General features: G+C 66.3%; 14 protein-coding genes and 1 CRISPR repeat array. Of the genes, 4 read left to right on the top strand and 10 right to left on the bottom strand.

Annotated elements, in window-relative coordinates:
* The first annotated feature begins 5 nt into the window (after positions 1 to 5).
* The 3 genes from ACTVAJ_RS05985 (at position 6) to ACTVAJ_RS05995 (ending at position 2,875) form a co-directional block, all read left to right on the top strand.
* Entirely contained in the window at positions 6 to 815 is an 810-nt protein-coding gene (locus ACTVAJ_RS05985) for a thiopeptide-type bacteriocin biosynthesis protein (RefSeq protein ID WP_470387050.1), read from the top strand.
* Entirely contained in the window at positions 812 to 1,936 is a 1,125-nt protein-coding gene (locus ACTVAJ_RS05990) for a hypothetical protein (protein ID WP_470387051.1), read from the top strand. Before ACTVAJ_RS05985 ends, ACTVAJ_RS05990 begins: the two co-directional genes overlap by 4 nt.
* A gap of 123 nt (positions 1,937 to 2,059) precedes the next feature.
* Positions 2,060 to 2,875, top strand: a complete 816-nt coding sequence (locus tag ACTVAJ_RS05995) for a class I SAM-dependent methyltransferase (protein WP_470387052.1) — start codon at positions 2,060 to 2,062, stop codon at positions 2,873 to 2,875.
* Between the two features lie 140 nt (positions 2,876 to 3,015).
* Here ACTVAJ_RS05995 and ACTVAJ_RS06000 read toward each other — a convergent pair whose 3' ends face one another.
* Positions 3,016 to 3,198 (bottom strand): hypothetical protein, encoded by a 183-nt coding sequence (locus tag ACTVAJ_RS06000; protein WP_268643636.1) that lies wholly within the window; start codon positions 3,196 to 3,198, stop codon positions 3,016 to 3,018.
* A gap of 582 nt (positions 3,199 to 3,780) precedes the next feature.
* On the opposite strand from ACTVAJ_RS06000, the gene ACTVAJ_RS06005 reads away from it, so the two are divergent.
* Positions 3,781 to 3,933: a hypothetical protein gene (locus tag ACTVAJ_RS06005; RefSeq protein WP_470387053.1), complete on the top strand. Its 153-nt coding sequence runs from the start codon at positions 3,781 to 3,783 to the stop codon at positions 3,931 to 3,933.
* Between the two features lie 104 nt (positions 3,934 to 4,037).
* A CRISPR array of direct repeats spans positions 4,038 to 5,641; the repeat unit is 30 nt; unit sequence GTTGCTACCCCTCCCAGGGGCGATGAGGAC.
* A 130-nt stretch (positions 5,642 to 5,771) separates the two neighbouring features.
* Here ACTVAJ_RS06005 and cas2 read toward each other — a convergent pair.
* The 9 genes from cas2 to ACTVAJ_RS06050 all read right to left on the bottom strand — a co-directional run bounded on the left by cas2 (position 5,772) and on the right by ACTVAJ_RS06050 (position 22,351).
* A complete protein-coding gene (gene cas2 / locus ACTVAJ_RS06010; protein ID WP_470387054.1) occupies positions 5,772 to 6,035 on the bottom strand; it encodes a CRISPR-associated endonuclease Cas2 in 264 nt (87 codons plus the stop codon).
* A 6-nt stretch (positions 6,036 to 6,041) separates the two neighbouring features.
* Positions 6,042 to 7,022 carry a type I-B CRISPR-associated endonuclease Cas1b gene (cas1b, locus tag ACTVAJ_RS06015; protein WP_470387055.1) on the bottom strand — a complete coding sequence of 327 codons (981 nt, stop codon included), beginning with the start codon at positions 7,020 to 7,022 and terminating at the stop codon, positions 6,042 to 6,044.
* A complete protein-coding gene (locus ACTVAJ_RS06020; RefSeq protein ID WP_470387056.1) occupies positions 7,022 to 7,519 on the bottom strand; it encodes a CRISPR-associated protein Cas4 in 498 nt (165 codons plus the stop codon). Before ACTVAJ_RS06020 ends, cas1b begins: the two co-directional genes overlap by 1 nt.
* Positions 7,516 to 10,593 carry a CRISPR-associated helicase Cas3' gene (gene cas3, locus ACTVAJ_RS06025; protein ID WP_470387057.1) on the bottom strand — a complete coding sequence of 1,026 codons (3,078 nt, stop codon included), beginning with the start codon at positions 10,591 to 10,593 and terminating at the stop codon, positions 7,516 to 7,518. Before cas3 ends, ACTVAJ_RS06020 begins: the two co-directional genes overlap by 4 nt.
* Positions 10,590 to 11,618 (bottom strand): type I-B CRISPR-associated protein Cas7/Cst2/DevR, encoded by a 1,029-nt coding sequence (gene cas7i, locus ACTVAJ_RS06030; RefSeq protein ID WP_470387058.1) that lies wholly within the window; start codon positions 11,616 to 11,618, stop codon positions 10,590 to 10,592. The genes cas3 and cas7i overlap by 4 nt, the downstream gene beginning before the upstream one ends.
* Positions 11,619 to 13,025, bottom strand: a complete 1,407-nt coding sequence (locus ACTVAJ_RS06035; RefSeq protein WP_470387059.1) for a hypothetical protein — start codon at positions 13,023 to 13,025, stop codon at positions 11,619 to 11,621.
* On the bottom strand, positions 13,022 to 13,750 hold the full coding sequence (locus ACTVAJ_RS06040) for a CRISPR-associated endoribonuclease Cas6 (protein WP_470387060.1): 729 nt from the start codon (positions 13,748 to 13,750) through the stop codon (positions 13,022 to 13,024). Before ACTVAJ_RS06040 ends, ACTVAJ_RS06035 begins: the two co-directional genes overlap by 4 nt.
* A gap of 1,397 nt (positions 13,751 to 15,147) precedes the next feature.
* The gene (locus ACTVAJ_RS06045) at positions 15,148 to 15,552 is read right to left on the bottom strand and encodes a DUF4240 domain-containing protein (RefSeq protein WP_470387061.1); all 405 of its coding nucleotides are present in this window, start codon (positions 15,550 to 15,552) and stop codon (positions 15,148 to 15,150) included.
* A 7-nt stretch (positions 15,553 to 15,559) separates the two neighbouring features.
* The gene (locus ACTVAJ_RS06050; RefSeq protein ID WP_470387062.1) at positions 15,560 to 22,351 is read right to left on the bottom strand and encodes an RHS repeat-associated core domain-containing protein; all 6,792 of its coding nucleotides are present in this window, start codon (positions 22,349 to 22,351) and stop codon (positions 15,560 to 15,562) included.
* Between the last annotated feature and the right edge of the window lie 14 nt (positions 22,352 to 22,365).

Here is a 22,365-nt window from a genome sequence, read left to right on the forward strand (position 1 = left end):
CGCCCATGACCCACACCTCCGACCTGTGGTTGCATGCCACCATCGGCTTCCCCGACCCCACTGCGGCCGAACACGTGGGTATCCGCCATCTGGCCTCCGCGTTGGACGGCTTCACCTGGTTCTTCGTTCGCAAAGGAGCGTGGCGGTGCCGTATCCGCCTGCCCGAGAAAGCCGAGGAGCAGAAAGCCACCCGCGAGCGGGTGGCCAGGAGGCTGGACGAGCTCGCCGCCACCGGCACCATCCGCAGCTGGACCCAGGCCGTCTACGAGCCCGAGACCCGCGCCTTCGGCGGTGAGACCGCCACTGGCACCGCCCACACCCTTTTCTGCGCCGACACCCACCACACGATGAGATTCCTGGCCACCACGGAGTCCGGGAGGGACCGGCGCCGGGAGGTGTCACTGCTGCTGTGCCGTGCCCTCATGCGCGCCTCTGGCCTGGACCACTACGAGCAGGGCGACGTGTGGCACCGCGTGACCGCCACCCGCTTCCCGTCCAGCGACGGCCCGCAGCCGACGGAGGAGTTCCACCACCAGGTGCACCGGCTCCTCAGTGTCGACCCCGGTCCCGGCGCGGTGCACTTCACCGCTGGGGCCTTCGCGGGCTTCGCCCCCTGGGCTCGGAGCTTCCAGGCATGCGGGCAGGAGCTGGCCGCTCTGCACAGCCAAGGCCGCCTGGAACGAGGGCTACGCGCCGTCCTCGCGCACCACATCCTCTTCCACTGGAACCGGCTCGGCATACCCGGCCCACAGCAGGCGGTCCTCTCCCACACCGCCGCCCGCGTCATCTTCGACCCCGAAACGGTGGGCATATGACCCAGGACCTCTCACTCCCTCCCGCGATCCGCTACGTCCCGCTGCTGCCCCGCGCACGGCCCCCGGCTCTCCCGCTCCGACAGCGCATCAAGGAACTCCACGACCTCGCCCGTACGGCCGCCACCGCCGAGGACCCAGCTGAAGGGCTCATCAAAGCCTCCGAGGCGATGAACAAGGCCGCGCTCATCGCCAGCGACACCGGACAACCAGCGATGGCCGAGCTGCTCTGCTGGCAGCACCACGACCTGTTCGCCCCAGCCGCGCCTCTGCCCGTGCGGGCTGCGACTCTGGCCCTGCAACCTCTGGTCAACCTGGGCCGCCTCGCCATCCGCGCCGACCAGTTCGATGACGCCTACCAGACGTTCGACGCCCTGTTCGCGGCCATGACCCACGGGCACACGGCCGTGGTTCAAGGCCGCACATGCGCGGTCGCCGACCTGGTCGCCAGCCCACCCGAGCGCGCCGAACTGCGCCGATTCCTGTGGACGGTCCTGCTCGCTGACGGCACCCGAGCCCTGTGCCAAGCGGGTCGGTGGCAGGAAGCGCTCGCCCATCTGAGCCGCCACCACGGCATCGGCCACCGCCTGTTGGACGGCCGCCAGGTCGCCGTGGTCGCCGCCCTCCACCGCAACGAGCCGGACGCGGCGCACACCCTTCTGCAGGAGGCATCCTGCTCCGAACCATGGGAACAAGCCGTCGCCGCTTGCCTGGCCACCGCGGCCGCACGCGCGCGAGGCCACGACCCCGCCGACGCCATCGCCGCCATGACCGACGCCATCCTGAACCTGCCACCCATCCCGGGCGGGGCGGTGTTCACCACTCGTGTGGGGACGTTGGCGTGCGAACTGGCCCCGGATCACCACGCCTTGGCGGCTCACCTCATCCACGGAGTTATAGACAGCGACGACGCCTACGCGGCAGCCACGGTTCTGAGCTCCCCCGCTGTCGAGACACACCTGAGCCCCCGGCAGCGCGAGATACTGCGTGCACGCGTCAACCACGCGAAACTGAACAGAACCGGCCTGCCTTCGTCACTGACACAGGACTTGGCGCTCGTCTCCGAAGACGCCGCTGCGCATCTCACCCGCCACCTGAAACAGATGCTCACCCATCCTGCGTAGTGAACCGTCGTGGCGCCAGAGCCTCCATCACACCCCGAACGAAACACAGCAGGCAGATCACCGCTTTCTGCGAACGCCCCGGACCGTTGACCGTGCAGGACTGAACCTGGACAGGATGGATCCATGGACTCCACGCGCGCACTCACCCAGGCGACTACCGACGCGTCAGTCCTGACCACGAACGCCTACCGCGACGACCGCCACCTGGGCGCCCGCCAACGCCTCTACGAGTTCCAACACCCGACCTTCGACATCGCCGCGATGGCCCTGGAACGACTCTCCGGGCTCGGCGGCACCTGGGTCGACGTGGGCTGCGGCAACGGCCGCTATCTCGACCGCATCCGCTCCCAGCGGCCCGACCTGCGCGCGCTGGGGGTGGACCTGTCCCTCACGCTGCTGCACGATGTGCCCGGTCCGGTCGTGTGCGCGGACGCCTGTCGGCTTCCCCTGGCGGATAGCTCCGTGGACGCGGTGCTGGCGATGCACATGCTCTACCATCTGCCCGACCCGGGCACCGGGCTGGCCGAGTTCGCCCGTGTTCTCAAACCGGGCGGTGTGCTGCTCGCCTCCACCAATGCCAGCGTCGACAAGCGGGAACTCGACGAGCTGTGGTCCACCGCCGCCGGCCAGGTGCTGGGCATCGACCGCGGGCCCCAGCGGATCAAGCTCTCCGACCACTTCCCCCTCGAACACGCCGAGGACGCCCTACGGGCTCACTTTGCCCATGTGGTGGTCCAGGAGCTGTCCGGTGTCATCGAGGTGACTACGGCAGAACCGGTGCTCGCCCACCTGGCGTCGTACCGCGCTTGGGCCGAACAGGCGGGTGTTCCCTTCGACGCCGCCCTGGCCCAGGCCACCGCCAATCTCCACCGGCACCTTGAGCAACACGGCAGCTTCACCATCAGCACCCGGCAAGGACTGATCTCGGCCCACACCTGACCGGGCAGTCAAAGGCCCACCCCTTGCCTGGCTCTCTTGGAAACACCGGCGCGGGAGCGCGTCCGGGAGCGGCCGGTATCCAGGGACGGGCCGGTAACGGATCAGGGACTGGTGGGGGCCGGAGTCGGCTTCGCCGGGGGTCATCGGGTGGCCCCGGTGGGAAGGACACGGTGGGCGGCATCGGCGGCCAGCCCGGTCCCGACCACGGTGATCAGGAGGGCGGTGACCAGATCGTGGCCGGTGGCCTGGACAGCGAGGGCGACGATGAGAATCAGGATCATCACCAGGACCCGGGCTGCCTGCGGGGTGAGGGAAATGGACATGGGTTCCCTTTCCGAAAGGGGATCACAATGTCGGCTGGACAGCTACACGACCGGAATCGAACGGGTGGAGGCTGTGTTTGGAGACGCCGCACCCGGGGGGCACGTAGCCGGAAGGGCCGATGCGGTGGAAACTACCTGAACCCGGGGTCAAGGCGCACAGGGTTGGCGAGTGCTATGTCCGGGTAGGGGAAGTTTCCGCAGCAAAGTCATAGAACGAGCCTGGTGGTGCGTGCTGGCCCTGGCGGAGTTCGATGATGTTCACGATCGTTCAGAAACGCACTGATACCGTTCTAAGGCTTTGGAACCCAGTGGTTCTGGTAATAAGCGAATCGTCGGACGCGAACCCATCGGGCGCAGTATTGTCTGACATGAACTCCGGTTACGGTCGTTCCGTATCCGGTGTGGGGTTGTCTCGGCTGGACATCGGCCGTGCGGGGACTGGAGACCTCCGCGCGGCTGTCGGAAGGCACCCCTGTTGGCCGTTCCCGGCTGCGCTTCCGCCTGGTTGCCGGGGACGGCCCCCACCTCAACTTCGTTTGTGGACACCGGCCCGTTGTTCGTGCTGGCGGGTACACCGTCTGTATGGAAGACGAGTTCGACGACCCGGTCGAGGCCATCCGGGACCAGGAGTGGTGGGACGGTCTCTCCCCCAGCGAACGCGCGTTGGTGGACCTGATGACCGACCGGCTCGTGGATGCCGAGTGGGACAGCACATACGCCCCTCACCTGAAATAATGAGGACACCGACTGCCCTGTACCACGCCTCCTCGGGCCGTGACACTAATCTTTATTGGGAAATTGACTTTCTCCAGTTCGTTGGTGAAATACGGGCACATCTTGTTGCTACCCCTCGCAGGGGCGATGAGGACCGTCGCGGCCGCCGCCCCGCTGGGACTGGTGATCACGTTGCTACCCCTCCCAGGGGCGATGAGGACAGTAGTCGCGGTGGCGGTCGAGCTCGTCGAGGCTCATGTTGCTACCCCTCCCAGGGGCGATGAGGACGTTCAACGTCGGTGACGCCACCTTGCCCATCACCGGTTGCTACCCCTCCCAGGGGCGATGAGGACCCGGGGTACACGCCGGGCTCACGCTGCTGCTCGTGATGTTGCTACCCCTCCCAGGGGCGATGAGGACGCTTACAGGCCCAGATCGCAGTGCCCGTCTCGGTTGTTGCTACCCCTCCCAGGGGCGATGAGGACAGGGGAACGGGCTCGCGTCGGCCCCGATCGTCGCGACGTTGCTACCCCTCCCAGGGGCGATGAGGACCGCACCTTCGGGGGCTGTGCCATCGGCGACGCTGTGTTGCTACCCCTCCCAGGGGCGATGAGGACGCGATCGCCGAGTCCGGCGAGCGTGTGCTGCTGATGTTGCTACCCCTCCCAGGGGCGATGAGGACGCTCTGCCATGAACCACTTGAGCTCTCGCAAGATGTTGCTACCCCTCCCAGGGGCGATGAGGACCTCAACGGGGCGGCCACCGCCCGGGACCTGGCCCGGTTGCTACCCCTCCCAGGGGCGATGAGGACGTGTGGACCGTGACCGTCGTGGACGACCACGACGAGTTGCTACCCCTCCCAGGGGCGATGAGGACGAGGACTCAGGGCCTCAGGGGGGCCGCGAGCCCCAGTTGCTACCCCTCCCAGGGGCGATGAGGACTCCATGCCCTCATCCTGGGGCCGCTGCCCGGAATGTTGCTACCCCTCCCAGGGGCGATGAGGACGGCGGCCGGGTCGTACCCGGCCCGCTGCGCACGCTGTTGCTACCCCTCCCAGGGGCGATGAGGACAAGCAGGAGCAGAACTCCCGCGAACAGCCCAAGAGCAAGTTGCTACCCCTCCCAGGGGCGATGAGGACGCTCATCAGCCCGCCCTACCCGGCCACCGTCGCCGAGTTGCTACCCCTCCCAGGGGCGATGAGGACACTGGTGGCCCGGTTGGAGGCCACCGGCCGCCACGCGTTGCTACCCCTCCCAGGGGCGATGAGGACCCCCCCGCGGCGCGGCGTTCCGTGCCTACAACTCGTTGCTACCCCTCCCAGGGGCGATGAGGACGAGCCCTGTCCAAAAAGGCCGGCGACCGGATCGCCGGTTGCTACCCCTCCCAGGGGCGATGAGGACGCCGCGCTGGGAGCGCAGCTCGCGCGCTGGGTCTCGGGTTGCTACCCCTCCCAGGGGCGATGAGGACCGGGGGACGCTCAGTTCGCGTGTGACGCCCTGAGCGCGGTTGCTACCCCTCCCAGGGGCGATGAGGACCTGTACAGGTCGCGCACCTGCGGGCTGATCCCGGGTTGCTACCCCTCCCAGGGGCGATGAGGACGACATCGCCCCGGGCACCCGCGTGCGTGTGCTCACGTTGCTACCCCTCCCAGGGGCGATGAGGACCGCACTGTCACGAGGTCACGCCCCGGCCCGAACATGTTGCTACCCCTCCCAGGGGCGATGAGGACGAGAGTAAAGCCGCAGGCCACACCCGCTCCCTGCAGCCGTTCCCGGGGGTGTTTTTCAGCGACCCTCCGGTCCTGCACGCCACCCCGGCGTGTCGCTGAAAACCCGCCCTCCGGGCGGCACCAGCACTGGTCACAGGATGTCGCTCGGTTCCGCTCGAGCGATGCCCCAGGACATCCGCCGCGGGCTCACCCCCGGCGGGAACGTGTAGACGAGCACATGGTCGTGCCCATCGTCGATCACGTCCTTGACCGCCCGCTCGAACCGCTTGACCTGAGCATCGCTGAGCTGCCCCTCGAACACACTGCGTTGGACGTGGTGCAGATACAACCGGCAGGTGCGCAGGATCGCGGGGTTGCGTTCCTGCGCGGTGTCGTAGACCACCACAACATGCACCGGCTCTCACCACCAGATCCGGAACGGCTTGTAGACATCGCCTTCCAAACACGCCCGCGTCACCTTCAGCGCCTCCAGGTACAGCAACTCGTCGTAAGCCACCGGCCGGTTCAACTCCCGGTGCTTGACCGTGGTCGCGAACTCATCCCGCACCGCGGCCACGACCAGCTTGCGGCCCGCGTCAGTGAGCATGGCCTGGTTGGAGTCCACGTCGAAGTGGTGCTCCTTGAGCTGGTTGCGGGTGGCCATGCGCACCAGAAGCCGCTCGGCGAACAACGGTTTGAACATCTCGGCCACGTCCAGGGCCAGGGAGTGGCGTTGGCGTTCCATGGTGCTGTGCAAGAACGCGATCCCGGTGTGCAAGGGGGTCAGGCGCAGCGCGGTGACGGTCCGCGCGTAGACGATGCCGTTGACGTAGCTGATGAAGGCGTTTCCGGCGTTCTTGGGTGGTCGGCGGCTACGACCGTGTAGCTGCAGCCAGTCGGGGAGTTTGGTGTCGAGCACCTCCCACGCGCTCCGGCGGAAGTTGCCCTCGATCCCCATGAGCGAGGCCGCATCGGAGGCTGCTGCGGTCTTGTCCTTCAGGACGGTGTAGGGGGCTTTGAGCAGGTCGCGGTCCAGGACACGGCGGATGTTGAAGGCGGTGGCGCGCACGATGTCGCGGGCGATACTCACGGACCTGGTGGTGTCGGTGGCCAGAGCGACCTGGGCGATGACGGTCTCACCGGAGGTCGCGGTGTCGGCGGCGGTCAGGGAGCCGGAGTAGTCGCCGTAGTAGCTCAGGAGGTGGACGTTGATGTGGTGCTGGTTGAGCAGGCTCACCACGGAGGTGTTGACGTCCACGGGTTTGCAGGCGATGACGTCGCGCACGTCGGTGATGGGGATGCGCACGTCCTGGCCGTGTTCGCGTTCGATGAGCAGGGACTGGTCCTTGCGTCGGATGCGGCAGGCCGAGGTGAGCCAGTAGGTGCGGGCAGCGGAGGGCATCACTGGCTCCAGCAGTAGTCGAAGTAGCTGCACCCTCGGCATCGGGTACGGGACAGCCGGGGTGGACAGGTGGGTTGGGCAACGGTGTCGCGGACGGCAGCGATGTCTGTTCGGGCGCGTTCGTCCCAGTCGGGTTGGTAGGGCATGCGGTGAGTGCGGCGGGTCTTGGGGTAGTGCAGGATGCCGCCTTGGGTGTCCACTCCCACAGTGCGCAACCGGTAGCAGTAGTGGACGACTTGGGCTTCGTCGGCCTCGGTGGGGCGGGAGGAGGATTTGATCTCGTGCACCCACAACTGGCCGTCCAGGTCGTCCAGGCGGGCCGCACCGAGGTCGATGGGGTGGGCGCGCCGGTAGGAGGTGTCGTGGACGGCTTCGCCGAGCTGGACGGTGGCGCTGGTGGCTTCGGGGCGAAACCCCCGTGCATACAGCCACAGTTGGCGTGGGCAGTGGTACAGGTACTTGACGTGGACCCCGCCCACGTCCTGGTCACCAATCACAGGAGCACCCCCGGCTGGTAGGCATTGGTCGTGGTGCCGTGGGCCGGGTGGATGGCGCTCAAGCCGCGGTCGGGGTCGTAGGTGGCGTCGATGAGCAGGACGTTGAGCTTGCGGTCCCAGGTTCCCAGGCCTCGAGCGTAGTTCGGGAGCGGGATCAGGTACTGGGAGGCGAGCAGCGGCCCGGTGCCCCGTTCCTCTCCCTCGATGCGACCGGTGAGCGCTTGTTCGTAGGCGTCACGGTCCTCGGTGAGGATGCCGTCCACGCCGTCGAACATCTCATCGAAAGCGTCAGAGAGTTCGCTGGTGTCGTTGAGGGGTGTGAGGAAGTCCAGGAACTCGTTGGTGAACGTGGTGACCGAGTCGTCGACCTTGGCCCGCCAGCGGTGTCCCCAGTCGGTGTCGTACACCTGGTTCAGCCAGTCGGTGAACAGGCGCTCATCGAGGGCGGCCCCGTCGTGGCGGGCGAGGATTTCCCAGGCCAGGCGGGTGGGTTCGGCGTCGTAGACCTTGTCGGTGAACTCCGGCCCGCCCTTAGCGCGGGGTGCGTAGGTGGGCTGGTGCACGACCACCGGGGCCAGGTCGGGCAGCTGGCCGAGCCGGTTGGTGCGGCCGAACCGTTGCAGGAGGGCCTCCAGCGGGGCGGCGGAGGTGTGCAGGACGTCGAAGTCCACGTCCAAGGACACCTCCACGACCTGGGTGGCCACCAGCAGGCCGGGCTGGCGTGGCTTCCTGCCCGAGCGGAAGCGGTCGTGAATGCGCTTTTCGATGCGGGTGCGGTCACCGGTCTTGAAGCGTGAGTGCAGCAGCAGCGCCGCGTCCTCACCGTGCAGTCGCCTAGCGGTGGGGGCGAGCCGGTCATACAGGTGCCAGGCGTCGGCGACATTGTTGGCGATCACCGCGACGCTGTGCCCTTGGGTGAGGGATTGTTCGATCTCGGCGATGCTCTCCTGGCTGGTGAGGTGGTCCTCGCGCAGGTGGAGTCGGTGGCGGCGCGGCCAGGCGTCGTCGCCGCGGGGTGTGACCGTCGTGATGTCGCGGGTGAGGACGTTGTCGATCGCGTCGGTGAGCTGTTGGGGCATGGTCGCGGAGACGATGCCGATCCTGCCGCCGAGGCGTTCCCACTGGCCCATCATGGCCAGGATCATGCCGAGGCGGCCGGGCTCGTAGGCGTGCAGTTCGTCGAAGACGAACGTGGAGTTGGCGGTGTCGATGAGGGTGCTGGCGTGCCCGGTTCCTCCCAGAGCTCCACGCAGGAGCTGGTAGGGGGTGGTGACGCGGACCAGTTCCCGGAACAAGCGGCTGGCGTTCGCTTTGGCTACCGCCCGGGACGCCCGTCGGCGCTGCTGTTCATCGTCTTCGTCGTCTGTGGTCTCCGCGAGCTCATGGTCGGGGTCGTCGCAGGCCGCGGTGGCCAGGTGGAAACTGGCGGCCCGTGAGTGCACCACGCCGATCTGGTCGGGGCCGAACACCTCGCCCAAACGGGTGGCCATGGCGTTGATGGAGGCCAGGTAGGGCAGTGAGTAGAACAGCCGGGGTGTCGCGCCCGTTTCTTCGCTGAGGGCTCGGGTTTGGGTGGTGGCCCACAGCAGTGCCGCTTCGGTTTTGCCCTGGCCGGTGGGTGCGCGCACCACCACGTGGTCGGGGACGTTTTCGGCGGCGTCCTGGTGGGGGTAGGTGGCTTGTCCTTTGAGGGTGAGCTGGGTGCGCAGCCGGTGTGGGTAGTCGGTGCTGGTCAGGGGGTGGGTGGTGAGGAGTTGGCCGTGGGCGGAGGCGACGTGGTCGGCCAGGGTGATGGCGCCTTGGAGCAGGGCGGCGGTCAGCCCGGCCTCGTCGGTGGGGCTTTCCCCGCGCTGCCAGGTGGACAGGAGGTGCTCGAGCAGCCGGTGGGTGGCCTTGGCCAGCACCGCTTCGTCGACCGGGTCCGGGTCGGGTGCTCCGGCGCGGCGAGCCAGCCACTGCGCTAGGGCGTTGGCCGAGGCGACATCCACGGGCCCGAAGGTGACGGCGACCTCGTCCGGGCTGCCCAGGGACCGGTACTCACTGCGAATGGACCCCTCACCTCCGGCAAGGGGCCGATGGTGAGTGACTGCGGCGAGGCCGATCCAGGTGCGGTCCTCTCCAGGCAGGTGGGCCAGGACGTGGTCGATGAAGGCGAGCGAGTAGATCTCGTGCCGCTGACCCCAGGGGTGTGCGGGTGGGGGGTTGCCGACCATCGTCTGAAACCCCTGGGGGACCTTGCCGGCGTCGTGGAACAAGCACGCCAGGCGCGCCCACTCCCAGAACCGGTCCGGCACTTCGGGTAGGGCGCCGATACGGGTGCGCAGCACCTGCAGGGCTCGGGTGGTGGCGTCCAGGTGGGTGGTCAGCGCCTCCCCCTGCTTTTCACCACGCTGGGGGCTTTTGGCCCAGATGTGGGGTAGCTCCACCGGCGGCGGGTGGGCGGTGTGGGGGTGCAGACCGGTCAGGGGGACGACGGCTTGGCCGTCGGGGGTGCGCAGCCGGGTGTCGACCTGGGCGGGGCTTCCCGCGGGGGCGTACCGGTAGGTGCCCCACTGGATACGGGACCGGTCGGTGCTGATGGCGTGCGGCATGCGCAGCTGCATGCCCGACGTCGACACCTCAACCGGGAGCAGGGCATGGCCTTGGTGTCCGGGGCCCTCCTCCACGGTGATGCGGCGGGCTCGGGCCGAGGCCAGGTCCTGGCTACGGCCCAGCCGCAGCGGCCACACCGGGCGGCGGACCGCCCTCTCCCACACGTCCAAGTCGTCGAGCACCCACAAAGTGAGGGTCACATCGGCGAGGAACTCGTGGTCCTTGGGGGTGGCGTCCCTTTTCTTGCCGTCGGCGTCCAAGGGGTGGTAGGTCTCCAGGTCCACCCCCCTGCCGCGAGCGGTGAAGGCCATGGCCACCCGGGTGTCGGTGGGCAGGTGCTCCCACCCGCCCACCGCCGCCGCGAGCAGACCGGCCACGGTGGAGGGGGGCGGGCAGGGCAGGGTGACCTGGACCCCCGAGTAGAGGGGGTTGCGAAACGAGGCCACCGGCGCGGTGATGGTGATCTCCAGGGCGTCGGTCATGCGGTGGGGTCCTCGAACCAGGCGTCGCGCTGTCCGGCCTCGATCTCCTTGGCCAGGGTGTCCATGACGGTGCGGGGGTGGTCGATCACCACGCTGCCCGCGGCGATGTCCTCGGCCAGGTCGCGGCGCACCTGTTCGCGCTGGTCCCCTAGGAACCCGGGCGCCCACCCCAGAAGGATCGGGCCGTCCAGTTCCTCGGCCCAGGCGGCCTTCTCCTCGACGAACACGTCGGTGTCGAAGACCGCCGTGCCGTTGCGCAGGCCCAGAACACGGGTGAAGGGGTTGTTACCGCCCTTGAGGGGGGCGAGCAGGATCAACGAGGGGGCGCGGTCGCCGTAGTGCAGGGCCCGGCTGGCGCCGCCCTGCACCCTGGCCAGGGTGCGCAGCAGCACCGCGACCCGGCGTCGGCGTTCGGCGATCGGCAACTGCAGGCAGTCGATTCCGCGCAGGAGCTGCTCGGCGGCTCCGGCCTGGGTCGCTTCGGTTGCGGCGGCCGGTGCCAGGGCGCGGCGCAGCCCTCCCCCGTTTTGTTCGAAGGTGCCCGCCCTGGGCAGGTCCAGGAGCACATCACCGGCGAGTTCGGTGGTGTAGTGCTCGTGCTCGTGGATGACCGGGTCCGCCCCGGCCTCGAACCCGCGGCTCATGGTGCCGAAGTCGGTGGTGATGCGGCGGGAGGCGAGCGAGACCAGGGTTCCGGTGGCCAGGACGGTATCGCGCTGGTAGCTCTCCTTCTTGATCGCGACCATGTACCCGAACAGGTCATCGTCCAGGTACAGGTCCGGGCGGCCGGCCGTGTAGGCCTGCTGTTTCTTGCCCTTGCCCTCCTTGGTGACGGGCGAGCGCTGCTCGTTGGCCGGGAGGGAGTCGCGCAGCCAGCGGCGGAACGCCTGGGCGGAGGTGTAGGGGACGCGCTCGCCGCGGCCGGTGGTCAGCGACTTGACCTTGGCCGTGTTGTCCTCGCCGCGCCCGTTGTTGGGGGCGCCCGCGGTGATGTCCAGGGCGATCTTGCCCACGAGGAAGGTCATCTACTCGTTCTCCGCTTCCAGGTCGTCGCTGGTGATGAGGTCGTCGTCGGTCACGTCGTCGTGGTCGGCGCCGCGCCAGGAGGGTTTGAGCTCGTGCAGGTGGTTGAGCACACCGATGAACAGCAGGTCGCGGTGGAGGAAGACCTGGTCCTCGGAGTCGAACAGCAGCCGCCACTGGCGTTCAGTGATGAACGGATCGGGCTCGGTGGTGCGCAGCGTGCGGTCGACCGATTGGCGCTGCAGCCAGGCCCTCAGGGTGGCGAGCTTCTTACGGGCTTGCAGGAACTGTTTGAGCTTCTTGTCGTCCTCGGTGTTGAGGACGTGGGCGATGCGTCGGGCGAGCTGGTCGATCTGGTCCAGGTTGGTGGTGGACACCTGCAGCACCTTCGTGGCGTAGGAGGAACATGTCGTGGCCAGGAGGGGGGTGTGAGCGAAGATCCGCCCGTCTCCCACCGCGCGTTCGCGCAAGAAGTGGGAGACGGTGGGGATCACCCGGTCGGGAAGGTCGAAGAGGTTGCGCGCCAGCATGGACCGGCCCGGGACCTTCTCCCACCGGTGCGTGCGCCCCAGCAGGCGTAGCTCGTGGCGGGGCAAGCTACGGATCCACTCGGCCAAGGGCTGGTCCATGTGGTGGACGGCCAGGTCCTGCTCCTTATTGCTGTTGGTGAACACCAACAGCTCCACCCCATCGGTCACGGTCTCGTCGTAACCGCGCAGGCGGCCGAGCCCGGCGAGCTGGCGGGCATAGGAGGGGCGCTCCCCGATAGGGGAGCCGGTGATGGCGTGTCGGCGGGTCTGGTCGACCTGGAACTTGGTGGTCGCCCGGAGCAGGTCGTCGTCCCAGGTATGCAGGGCCGTGGCGCGGCCTCCGCCGATCGCGCACCCGTAGGGCAGGGCGTAGAAGCTCAGCAGGCAACCCCGGCACAGCGCCATGCCCTCATGGGAGGGGATGGTGGTGTTGCGGTCCGAGGCCCGCTCCAACAAGGGGATGTCGACCTTGCCGTAGAACCCGCACGCGGGGTGGTCGCACAGCACGCACCGTGCCTCGACCTGTGGTTCGGCCTCGGGGAGGTTCCGCCACTGGTGAAGTCTCTCCTTCAGTTGGTCGCCGAGGAGGGATTTGCGGTTGGTGGTGTTGATCGGGCAGTTGGGCCACAGCAGGTAGCTGGCCCCGAGCCAGAACCCGTGCGGACCCTTGGCATCAGTGATGGAGGTCGTGCGTTCCAGGTCCTTGGTCATGTGCGCGTTAGCCGCACGTAGGTCCTGCTCGGTCAGCTCCTGGGGGTGGGCGACTTGCCGTAGACGGACCTTCTTGGGGTGAGCGAGAACGGCCAAGGCGAACGCGCCGACTCGCTGCAGGGGGTGGGCGGTGAGCCGCACTTCGAGCCCGGTGGTCGTGGTGCTCATGCGATCACCCACCCGAACCCGGCCGCGTTCGCCTGCCCCAGCCCCCAACTCCAGATGCTGCGCAGCGTCTCCGGGGCCCCACGTAGCTCCGCCTCCACGGCAGCACCTGGTTTGTAGCCCTGGCCTACACAGAAGCTGCGTTTGGGGCCGACCCAGGTGATCGCCTGGACCGTCACATCGGGATCGGCTCCCACAGTTGTGGCTTTGCGGCGTAGATTCGCTTCGAAGTAGGCAGGGAACTCCGGCTCGGTTGGTAGCACCCACGCCTGGCGGGTCGTGCGCTGCCCGTGCTCGTCCTGGCCCGACCCCTTCATCACCACGGGGGTCGAGGTCCTCAGCAATGCTGCTCCCGATACGAAGTCTGGAGGTGGGAGGACATCGACGGTCTCCACGCGGAAGGCCGTGCCTCCCCAGTCCAACACTGACTGGCCAGCCAAGCCCTTGGCCAGTCCCTCAACGACTTCCGGCAGCGGGCTGCCGATCTCCAGCGCACCAATCCCGCCCACTGCGTAGGTGCCGCGATGGCGGCGCGCGGAGGGGAACACCGGGGCGCTGTGACCGAACGGCGTCATACCGGTCTGGCCCCACCCGTGTTCGTGGAGCCGTTCTCCGAGTTGCGGCGCTCCTCGGGCGAGCAGGTCATAGATCAGGCCGCGACCCGGGCGCAGCACGTTCTCCCAGTTCAGAGACTTCGCATTAGTGCGGACTGTCAATCGCAGACGCAAGGGTCACCTCCTCGTACTCGTTGGGGAATCGAGCAATCACGTTAGAGAGCACCAACGACAAGAAGGAGACTGAGCCAGCGAAGTGACCGCATCAGGCCAATGACTCCAAACACCACACACGACAATCACGAATCTGATATAAGCCAGGCACATTATCCAAAATGCCCTATTTTGGCGTATTTCTTGCAGGAGAACCTAGAAGAGGGGTACGGAAGGCATGGCACGAACACGGACACGACTATCACGACCGGCTATTGCTACCCCTCGCAGGGCGATGAAGGCCGCTGGAGTGGGTGGCGCAGAACGCCCCCACGTCGTGTTGCTACCCCCAGGGGCGATGAAGGCGCCGTGTACGAGGCCCCGGCCGCGCCCGGGGTGGTGTTGCTACCCCTCGCAGGGGCGATGAAGGCATCCACCACTCACCCGGACCTGCGCTGCCCGGTGTGGTTGCTACCCCTCGCAGGGACGATGAGGACCTGTGCCTGCTCACGGCGCGCATGCTCGGGGACCAGGTTGCTACCCCTCGCAGGGGCGATGAAGGCGACTGAGGGCATCACTCGCGCTCGGGAGCGTTTCAAGTTTCTACCCCTCACAGGGGTGATGAAGGCGTCCACCCACGTCGAACGTGGCGCGTTCCCAGCCGCGTTTCTACCCCTCGCAGGGGCGATGAAGGCGCGCGACCGTGTCGCCGCCCGGCTATCCCGTCTGCTGTTGCTACCCCTCCCAGGGGCGATGAAGGCCGTCCCGTCGTCGTTCACGTCGCCTCGTGCCGTTGGGGTTGCTACCCCTCCCAGGGACGATGAAGACGGTAAAGTCCCTGGCCGCAGCACGTACGACTCATCGATCCGAGCCAGATTTTTCAGCAGCCCTCCGGTAGTGTAGACAACCCCGGCGTGTCGCTGAAAACCACCCTTGGAACTCAACCACGCTCAACATCCAACACCACCCCTCCGACAGACCGACCTCACACGCAGGCCGCAGAATCGAATCCGGCCAGGCCGGATCAAGTCTTCGGTAACGTCTCAGCCAAAGCGACCCTCTGGCAGAGCCACGTAGACCAAATCTCCTACGACCAACGTGGCCTCCTGAGCTTCCTCACAGCCGGGTTGGAGTCACAGAGGATCTGTCACACCACCAGCCTGCGCGCCTCAGAGAGAACAGCGGCACAAATACCCCTGTTCAGCACAGTGCAAGAGTGACGAGAGGCGATCCCGGCGCACACCACCATTTCCACGGAACCCGGTACGGGACAGTGTGCGAGGGCAGCCTCCGATAACCTCCACGTCTACGCGCCGGGTGTGGAATCACGGGCCAGCGCAGAGAGACCTCCGAGTGAACAGTCCAGGCTGCGAGATCTCTGTTCCGCCAGGCATCGAAACACTACTCTTCAGAAAACTCTACTCAGAGTAGATATCCCGCCCAGTCTTCTCCTCATGCACCTCACGAGCCAGGTAAAGAAGACCCTCCGATGAATGCACACCTGGCTTGACATACTTGGAGAATTGAGATGCATCGCGAAGTACGGCTTCATAGCTTCGCCGACCGGACAAAATACAGGCACACCTCGCATACAAGAACCCGTCCTCGGTTTGCGGAAAACGACCAACGCGAGGAATTTCCACGTCAATACACCTTAGGCTTTCCAGGTCAAGACTCGATATCTGAGAACGAAGCTCCACATGAAACCTCCTCACCTCTTCAACATCGAGCCGCATTAGTCTACTTTTCACCCCCAGCAATGCAACCTCGACATCTTTCGCGTCTCGAATATCATTCGAGTCAATCACATGCCAGAATTTCACAATACCCCTAGAAGAGTCTCAACTGCTCGCCAACCGTTTGAGAGAGCCTTCTCCCCGGCGAATTTATTCGATTCGACAGTGGAACCCCTTGGCTCATTAGTTCACTGATTCTCTGATGCTCTCTGATGAGCAGCTGGTCATCACCTCCGCACACATGTGTGCACGTAGCATCTTCTCGTCGGGCAATTCTACCATCATTGACGTGCTCCCCGAGTCGACGACTGAAATTGTTTGTCTTTCCGACATAAGTCGACCCTGGACTCCGAAGATCTTGAAACTCATAGATTCCCTGATTTCTTGAGCAGTTGTGATTGAGTAGATCGGATTCTCCAGCCTGAACAAAGTAAGTGTGAGTTCCTTCAACAGTCAGATTGAAGACCGTTGCGGTTTCTACCCACGATTGAACTGCCGAAATTTGAATCCAGGATCCAGACGACGTTTGGAGCCACATCCCAGGAGTGAGATCGGCAGCATCCACCCACTGTTGCGCATCTGGAACCCAGAACGGATGTCCTTCAGTAGCAAGGACGTCCACCCCGACGACAGTAGGGCCGGGTTGCCCGCTAGGGATATCTGAAACCTCAGGAAATCGCTCATGCTCGGTCAGCGGATCCACGGAAATCTTAACAAACTCTTTGACCCCCTCACCAATGATCGTGGCAACGACAGGTCTTGGGCCTTGTTCGCCACTCTCAGGGTCAGTCGCGAGTACCTCATCGCCGATCTCCACGTCCTCGATGGGCTTGTACGTCCCATCAGCCAGGAGAACGTGAGTGCCTTCGAAGAAACTGTTGCGGCATCCCGCACCTCGCACCAGGCCGCTCGCCCTGGCGCCCGCAGCACCGGCAGCAGCATTCATCCCACCAAACGGAATTGCCCCTGACTGGCTGGCCTCACGCAAATAGAAGTGCGCGTCATATCCTGCTTGGAACTCAGAAGAATTGATGTCAATCCCAGACGCGAACATGACGAGTTCAGTGAGAATGATGAGGTCAATCCTGTCCTGGGCAGGCATGCGACCAGTGTCTTCCGCGTGCATCAGCGCTAGATAATCGCCCGCCTGATACTCGCTCATACCAGAGAAGGTCTCGGCCTCCAGGACAATACCCGAATCCGTCTGCTCGAAGTATGTGAGGAACTCGCTGTACTGTTCGGCCGTCATCCGGTATTCGCTGATGCTGCTGATGTTCCCAACCGCAGCGCCGCCCTGGTTGCCGACGATCGACGTCGGGCTGGAGCCATAAGAACTTCCACCGGAACCTGAGCCTCCTCCGGAGTTCGCCGATCCCGGCCCACCACCACTGGGTACCGTTCCCGAACTGCAGTGGCATCCTGCGAGCATCAGTCCGCTCGGGTCGGATGCGGCCACGGGGGTGTTGTTGGCGTAGGCGTACCCGTTGATCTGTTGGGAGTCCTCGAAGTCCATGACGGGGTCGTCAGACAGGAACCGTCCCGTAACCGGGTCGTACTCCCGGGCTCCGACGTGGATGATCCCCAGGTTCTCATCAACGGTTTTGCCGAGGAATCCCTTGTCGTCGGGCCACGGCTGCTGATCCCCGCGTGTGGAACCGAACGGTGTGAACCTGCGGATCCAGTTCTGGGCGTCAGCGGCGTTGATGGCCACGTCGGCGGTGCCGTGGTGGTCGGCTCCGAAGAAGGTGAGCCCGTCCGCCTTGCGCATGGCGACCGTGGTTCCGCCGTGGTCGTAGTAACGGGCCGCCTGGAGTTCACCGGTGACGGTGTTCTGGCGGACCTCCATACCCGGCAGGTACAGGGTGCTCTGGTCCGGCGTGTCCTTGATCAGCTTGCTGTTCTGGGGCGAGTAGACGAACGAGGTCTCCCCTGCGGGGCTCTGTGCGCTCGACAGGCTCCCCTGGGCGTCCCAGCTGAAGGTGTACTCGTCCGCTGCTTCGACACGGCGGGTGGTGTTTCCGGCCTCGTCGTAGTCATAGGTGTAGAGGGTGTCCCCGTCGGGTGCGGACTCCGTGACACCGGTGAGCGTGTGTGGTCGGCCGTCTTCCACCGTCGGGTAGGTGTAGTCGCGGACCGTGTCCGTGCCCGGGGTCTGGCCGAGGGCGTGGTTGACCTCCTGCAGGCGGTTGCCCGCGGCGTCGTAGGTGTAGGAGGTCCAGTACGGTACCGGGCCCCCGACCTGGGTGGGTGAGGGTTGTGTCGAGCAGGAGGCGTGGTCGGTGCTCGCGGTGGTCCATACGTCGACCAGGCGGTTGAGGCCGTCGTAGGTGTAGCACTGGACCTCGGGAGCCGTGTTGGCAGGGACGTTGGCCAGGCTCTGGATGTTGCCGGCGTCGTCATAGTTGTACCGGTAGTCGGAGAGGGAATCCTGGCCCTGGCGGTCGACCCTCGCGGTGAGGAGGCGTTGGGTGCCCTTCTCGTGTGTGTAGGTGAGCCACGAGGTCGGACCCTCGCCTGTGGTGAGCTCGACCTGGAGCAGTTCGCCGGTCTGGGCATAGTCGGTCCGGGTGACGTAGGTGTCCTCCCCGGCCAACGTGATGGGGCGGCGCAGCTCGTCGTAGGTGGTTTCCACCGATTCGGCTTGCAAGTCCGCGACAGCCGGATAGCCCCGTTCCTTTACGGTGCCATCCGTGTTGTAGGAGGTGGTGAAGGTGTAGTTGCCCGACAGGTCACCGTGCCCGTCGGGGATGCCGACTACGGTCCGGGTGGGCCGGTACATGGAGTCGCGTTCGGTGACCGCCGTGCGGTAGTCGCGCCCGTCGTGGTGGCGCGTCTCCATAAACAGGTGACCCAGCAGGCGGGTGTCATACTGCCAGCTCACCAAGGGGGTGCCCGTCGCGGCGTCCCCCTCGATCAGGGAGATCTGGCGCTCCAGGTCGTCGTAGGTGCGGGTCAGGCGTACGCCCCGGGCGTCCACCGTGGAGGTGAGCAGGCCGCGCTGGTCGTACTCCATGGTGACCTCGCCCGAGTCCGGGTCCACCTGGGAGAGGAGATTGCCGCGGTAGTCGTAGGCGTTGCTCCAGCGGGCACCGGTCGGTGAGACGACCGAGGACAACTCGTTGCGCAGGGTGTAGTCGTAGCGGGTGACGAGGTCCTCTTCGCCTTCGGGGGTGTGTTGGATCCTCTCCACGACGTTGTCGCGGACATCGCTGACCACGGTCTGGGGTGTGCCGCCGTCGGGTGGTGTGGTCAGGACCCGGTCGCCCCCGTAGGTGTAGGTGGTGCGCCAGGCCTCGTCGCCCGCGACCTGGCGGATCTCGTCGGTGACCCGGCCCGCACCGTCGTAGACGTAGCGGGTCTGGCCGTTGACGTCACCGTTGCTGACATCGAGCACGTCGGGGGAGGGAGCGCCCAAGGCGTAGTAGGACTCGTTCTCCAGCCGGGTCTGGCCGATGGCGTTGTAGAGGGCGTCGGTGACCAGTCGGCCGCCGTCGGGGCCCGGCTTTTGGATCTGACGCTGCCTGAGGAACCCGTCGTAGAGGGTGTAGGAGGTGTCGTAGCCGCCGTCGTTCCTGAGTTCCTCACCCTTGACCGCCACGGGTGCGTCCTCGGTGAAGAGGTACTCGAAGCGCATGCTGGGTGACTGTCCGTTGGCGCGGTCACGGTCGGGGTTCCAGATGGCGGTGCGTCGGCCCAGCGGGTCGAAGTCGGCTTCGATCTTGCGTCCGTTGGCGTCCTGTTCCCACAGGTGGTTGCCCCGGTGCGGGTCGTAGCGCACGTCGATGGTGTGGCCGAGGGCGTTCTCGACCTGGTAGTGCACGGGCAGGCCGTGTTCGTCGGTGCGTGTGACGCGCTGGGACACGACGTCACCGGGGCGCCTCACCTGGGTGATGCGGCCGTAGTCGTCGTAGGTGGAGGCCTCGATCAGGGAGTAGACGGGGGATCCGTCCACGAAGTCGGAGACCTGCTCGGTGCGTGTGACGTCGCCCTGGGTGGGTGCTTCACCGAAGCTCCCACCGTCGTAGAAGCTGCGCATGTCGGTCAGGACGGTGTCGGCCGACTCGGTCGCGGCGTCACACGATCCCGCGAGCAACAGGTCCCGCACCGGATGGTTCAGCATGTGCCGTGTGGTGTTGTCGGCGTAGGTGTACGTCCTGCACCGCTCGTCACCGTCGACCGCCAGGTCCCCGCTCTCATCGACCTGTAGGAGGCGACCGGTGGTCGTGTCGTAGGTGTTGGCGGTGCGGCTCTCGCGTGTGCCGCCCGAGGAGAGTTCGACCAGGCTGCGTTGGGTCCCGGCTGCGACGATGGTCGCGTGCCGTGTCCCCCAGTCCTCGGTCTGGGTGGCGGTGCGGTGGCGCCAGGGTTCGTTGATGGTCCGGCTCACCAGCTGTTCGCCGTCGTAGGTGGCGGTCTCCAGCGTGGTTCCGGCGAACTCGTCGCGGTCGGTCTGCTCGCCTCCGGTGGAGTCGGTGACCGAGACGCTGCGGGTGCCTCCGGCGGGGTCCTTGTCGCCGTGCATCCCCCGCAGGAAGGTGTGCTCGGTCAGCACCGGCATGTCCTGACCGTCGCCGCTGCTGACGCGCACGGTCTCATAGCCGCGCCACTGGCTCCAGGTCAGGTACTCCTCGGGGGTGATGCCATCAGCTTCGGCGTGACGCCAGGCGGTGTCGCCGACGTAGTCATAGCGTGTGAACTGCTCGTCGGAACCGCCGGTGCGGTCGGTGAGGATCAGCTCGCTGACGACGTACTTGTGGAACCAGTCCGTGACCGGGTCCTCAAAGCCCGGAGGGTTCCAGATCACCGGGTAGCAGCGGTCGGTGCTCGTCCCCGGTTCGGGCAGGTTCTGCGGGGTGCACTGGCTGCCGGAGTAGTTGACGGTGATCTTGCCGCCGGTCTCGGTGTAGATCTCGGAAAGGCGGAACCGGTTCAGGGCGGAGATCTGGTCCCCGGTCTCCCGAATGCGATTGGGCAGCTGAATGCCGTTGAACCGCACTGGGGGCAGGGATTGGGTGCCTCCGACATGGCCGGTCCGGGTGAGTTCGGACAGCCACAGGGTCTTGGATCCGTCACCGTTGTCGGTGAACAGGTGTGCCAGTTCCCAGGAGTCGACCTTGGAGTAGCCGTTGTCGGTGAGGATCTGGGTGTGAATGCCGCTCAGGCGCCTTTGGGTCCAAAAGGACGGCGAGGTCTGGGTGAGCGTGCACTCCTCGCCTTCGGCGCAGTGCAGGTCATAGGGGATGTCCGGCCAGTGGTTGGCGTTGTCCTCGTTCAGGTCAGCGGGGTCGCAGGCGAAGGTCTCGGTGGTCAGGCAGCGCTCGGCCGTGGTGAAGACGACCTGGGCCGGGGCCTGGTGAGTGTAGGCCTGGCCTTCGCGCAGACCGTAGTCGATGCGGGTGAGGTGGCCGCCTCGCACGTACTCGGTGCCCGCGGTGTCGAGATCGCCGTTGAGGGCGTAGTGGTTGGTCTCCGTGTCGTAGTGGAAGGTGGCGATGTTGCCGCGGGTGTCCTCGATGTGGTCGAGGTTCCAGCGCCAGGCCTGCTGACACCATGCTTCGGCGAAGTCAGCGTTGTGGCAGGGCTCGCCGCTGTCGTTGCCGAAGACGGGCACCGTCCACACCGAGTCGGTGACCGGGTCCCCCGAAGCCCACCCGGGAAGTCGGTTGAGACCGAAGGTGTACTGGATACCGTCGACGGTGGTCACTCGCCAGTACTCGCCGTCGTCGTCGCCGTTGGTGGCTCCGGTCAGGTGTTCGATGCGTGCCCCGTCGTCGTTACGGGGCTTCCACTCACCGGTGCTGTCGTCGCGAATCAGTTCGGTGGACTGCCCGTTGAGCATGAGGGTGGCGTTGTCGGTGGCCCAGCACTGGTCGTAGGTCTGGTCCGCTTCGCCGTCGTCCTCGCAGGTGGCGTAGCGGCGTTCGATGTAGCCGCCCTCGTAGGTGAACCCCTCACCGATCCATGAACCCTGGTTGTTCGTGGCCGCGGTGCGCCCGTCCACCGTCTGTGAGGAGTAGGACAGGGAGACCTTCGGTTCCAAACCACCCGGTACCGGTGGAACGGTCAGGCCGTAGTCCCAGGTGAACGCGCCGGAGGAAAGGTCGACGTTCCACTCGGCGGAAGGGGACAGCTCGGTGGCGGTGAAGTCGCCTTCCCAGGAGAAGGGGTCGGCTTCCAGGGCCAACAGGGTTGCTGCGGGCCCGGAGGGCTCCGACGGCAGACTCGCGGTCGGGGCCCTCCGGTCGTCGGCGGTGGAGTCGGTGCCGGGGGTGATGGTGGCGGTGACCGTCCGGGCGTCGGTGTCGTTGACCGAGGCCAGATCCTGAGCGTCATCGCCGAGATCCACCAGGCGCAGCCGCGATCCGTAGTTGCCGCCGTAGGCGTCCTGGATTGAGCTGTAGTCGACGGTCAACTCGACCTGGTCCGGGTCGGTTCCCCCCTCGACCGCGGAGACCCGCATCAGGAGTCCGCGCACACTGTTGTCCTGGGCGGCCTGCTGGTCCAACAGGTCGACCTGGACCTCTCCGGTCGCATCCGAGGCAGAGGTGACCCAGACCTCGAGGCCACCCACCTCGACCGGCCGAGGGTCATCGCCCTGTGCGGTGACCGGAACGGTCTGGGTGTCGGCGGACGGCCAGTCGACCTGTGCCGGTTCGGTGACCGCCGCGTCCTCCTCCGCCCCGGGCTCGGCGGGCATTACCTCCTGGGCGACTCCTTCGACCGGGTCACCCATGTCCTGGAGGTCGGGTGCGTCATCACGCCACCAGGCGGGGATTCCCGGGACGACACCCATGAGGGTGGCCACCAACGCAAAGACCAGGACGGTGGCGGTGACGGACAGGAACGCCCACTTGAACTTGCGCCAGGACCATTGGCGGGGGGACATGGGGGACTCCTCGT

The sequence above is a fragment of the Nocardiopsis sp. KDC1DS13DA1 genome, assembly GCF_055632325.1.